Source organism: Polaribacter sp. 11A2H (genome assembly GCF_011379025.1).
Taxonomy (GTDB): Bacteria; Bacteroidota; Bacteroidia; order Flavobacteriales; family Flavobacteriaceae; genus Polaribacter.
The window spans coordinates 1-2,723 of sequence record NZ_WTLD01000031.1; the positions used below are offsets into that span (position 1 = coordinate 1).

The 2,723-nt window shown below is 29.5% G+C and carries 3 protein-coding genes; all 3 read right to left on the reverse strand.

All coding sequences use genetic code 11. From position 1 onward, the window contains the following. Positions 1 to 31 precede the first annotated feature (31 nt). Positions 32 to 472, reverse strand: a complete 441-nt coding sequence (locus GQS58_RS16735; RefSeq protein WP_166388025.1) for a helix-turn-helix domain-containing protein — start codon at positions 470 to 472, stop codon at positions 32 to 34. A 208-nt stretch (positions 473 to 680) separates the two neighbouring features. Continuing rightward, the gene (locus GQS58_RS16740) at positions 681 to 1,565 is read right to left on the reverse strand and encodes a hypothetical protein (protein ID WP_166388027.1); all 885 of its coding nucleotides are present in this window, start codon (positions 1,563 to 1,565) and stop codon (positions 681 to 683) included. Positions 1,566 to 1,827: 262 nt separating this feature from the next. After that, on the reverse strand, positions 1,828 to 2,610 hold the full coding sequence (locus GQS58_RS16745; RefSeq protein ID WP_166388029.1) for an enhanced serine sensitivity protein SseB C-terminal domain-containing protein: 783 nt from the start codon (positions 2,608 to 2,610) through the stop codon (positions 1,828 to 1,830). Between the last annotated feature and the right edge of the window lie 113 nt (positions 2,611 to 2,723).

The window sequence follows — 2,723 nt, forward strand, 5'->3', positions numbered from 1 at the left end:
ATTTTAGTATCGTTTATAGCTTTGCATTGTTTTACTTTTTCTCTTTTGTAGAAGGCTTGTTTACTAATCCCAAAACACTGATAGAACCATTTTCTTTTAAACGGTTTTTCTTTTTTAGTTCTATCTCTTTCGCTAATGTTTTGGGTAACGACTTTTTTGACAAATCGACTCCAGTAATGATTTCCATATCTGCAATAATATCTTGCTGAAAGTCCTTTACAAACTCCAGTTCTTCAATACGCTCCTTTAGTTTTTTAATTTCATCTAATTTACTCATACCTGTGTTTTGTTGGACTAAAGTACTATATTTTTTGATCCAATAGCCAATTGTCGTCCTTGGAACCTCATATTTTTTGGAAGCAAAGTTAGTAGAAATCTGACCATTTTGAATTTGGTCAACGACAGATAATTTGAGTTCAAGTGTTACTTTTTGGTAGCTTTTTTTTCGCCAGTGTTCTTTTTGTGTTTTCATAAGTGACTATAATTAAATGTTTAATTTTTAGTCAACCTATTTCAGGACGCTTCATCGCTCTAATAATGGGCAACGTGTTTGTATATGGTTTGTTGCGTGTTTCAAGCAACTAATTTAGTAAATAATTACCGACCAAGAAAGTCCGCGAGGACTTTCGTAAGTAAGCTAAAAACCAGCAATAAATTATATACGGTGTTGCCACCAGTACTTATTCAGTATTTATGTTTTCCAATTTAGTTTTAGTCCTATCTAATATTTGACAGAATGTTCTATATTGAAGTCTAATTTCTATAAATATTAATCTCAATTCGTTAAACTTATGGGATATTTGTTTTCCCATTTCAGCTATTTCATTACAAGTCGTGTCAGTTCTAAACAAGTTAGTTTGCACTAAATGTTCTTGAATTGGTCTAATAATTTCTTTATAATATTTGGTTAAATTTCTCTTTCCAGCTATGTTCTGACGATAATGAGATATTTTTCCGCTTATCAATTGAAATGTTGGGTCGTTTGTGTGATGAATATTTGTATTTCTTTGAATTTCAATATATTCAACTAATTTTCCTATGTAAGGTGTGTCAAGTTTGGCAATATTGATTCGAAGAGCAGAACTTCTATTTAAACTAATAGAATGATATTCGTCAATCTCATTCATTAATTTTTTAATAAAATCGATTTGAGAAAAAGCTATATTAAAATCTGTACTATTTTTGAATGTTTTAAAAAGTAAAGGTGATTCAAGATTTGCTAATCTGTCATAGGTATTTGTTAAAATCTTTGGTGCGCTTGTTGGTAATCCATTATCCAAACTAATTACATCTTGATAACTTTTTTTATATGCTTTTATTAATTCAGGTACAATGTTGGTTTTTAAATCGTTAAATTGATTGTTGAAATAATCTTTAAGTTTTTTTAATTCAGCTTTTTCATTTTTACTTTTAAGCCATCTGTCAATTAATATACCTGAAATAAAAATAATGAGTGTAAAAATTACAGTAAAAGCAGTATCGTAAGTTGCTCCTAAAAACGTATCTTCTTCTTTATTAAGATGCTTATTTAAATCGTGTTTAATTTCAGAAACGTGTGCATTCATTTCTTTCAGCTCGTTTGAATGAATGTAAAGACTATCTTTTTGTTCAAAGATAATTGTGTCTTTAATTATTGTTCTGATTTGTGATTTTGATGTTTTCTGCAATGCTTTTTTCGTATTGGTGGCAACGTTGTTGTGTATGATTTGTTGCGTGTTTTAAGCAGTGAGTTTACTAAATAAAACACAAACCAAGAAAGTCCCAAAAGACTTTCGTAAATTGGCTAAAACCAGCAATAAATTATACACGGTGTTGCCAACAGTTTTTTTATTTCCGATTATAAAATGGTTTAGTTTCTTTAATGAAATATTCCGAAATACCATTGTCATTTTCAATCTTAATAAAATCAATAATTTCTCCTTTTCCAATTATTTGTTCAGCTAATGCTCCAGCTTTTCCAGAAATTGAAGACATATTTCCCTCAATATCAATTGCGATTATTAAATGTGGTAGTTTTTCGGATTTATCCATTTTAATCGTTGCTAAATATGCTGATTTAACATTTGTTTCTTTTTTGAATAAATCAGACATTTCATTAACTAATTCTGTCGGATATTTTGAAGGTTGTCCAATTTGTACTTCAGTATCTTCTTTTATTTCCATTTCATTAGTTTCCTCGAAAATCGAACCATTTAGAAGACTTTCAATTTCTTGAGGAATTAATTCCTTTCCATAATCTGAATATGGATTTAAAATAAAAGTTGCTCCTTTTGTAAATCCAAAAAGGTCTTGCCCTTTCATTGACATAAATGGAACTTGTTCTTTAACAACTCCTTTGTCAAAAATTCTATTTGTAGATGTAAACACAGGAATCTGCCCATTTTCGAAAGTCACAAACTGAACTTCAGTATCTTGTTCTAATATTTTTCTACCTTCTTCTGATTCTTTTTGTCCGTTAGTTAAAACAATTAGCTCATTCCAAAGTAGTTTTGTGTAAAATTCATTTCTTGCTGACATATCAGATGAAGCTTTCATTAAACTACTTTCAAGCTCGTTTTCGGGAAAAGTTGATTCCGTTTTTTTCTTTTTAAATATATCAAATATTCCCATTTCTTAATTTCAGGTTTCGGTTTTTTAATTGTTGGCAACGTTGTTGTGTATTGAAAGTTGCGTTTTTAATGAACGGCTATTTTCCGAAGGAAAATTGAAGTGAGTAAAAATGC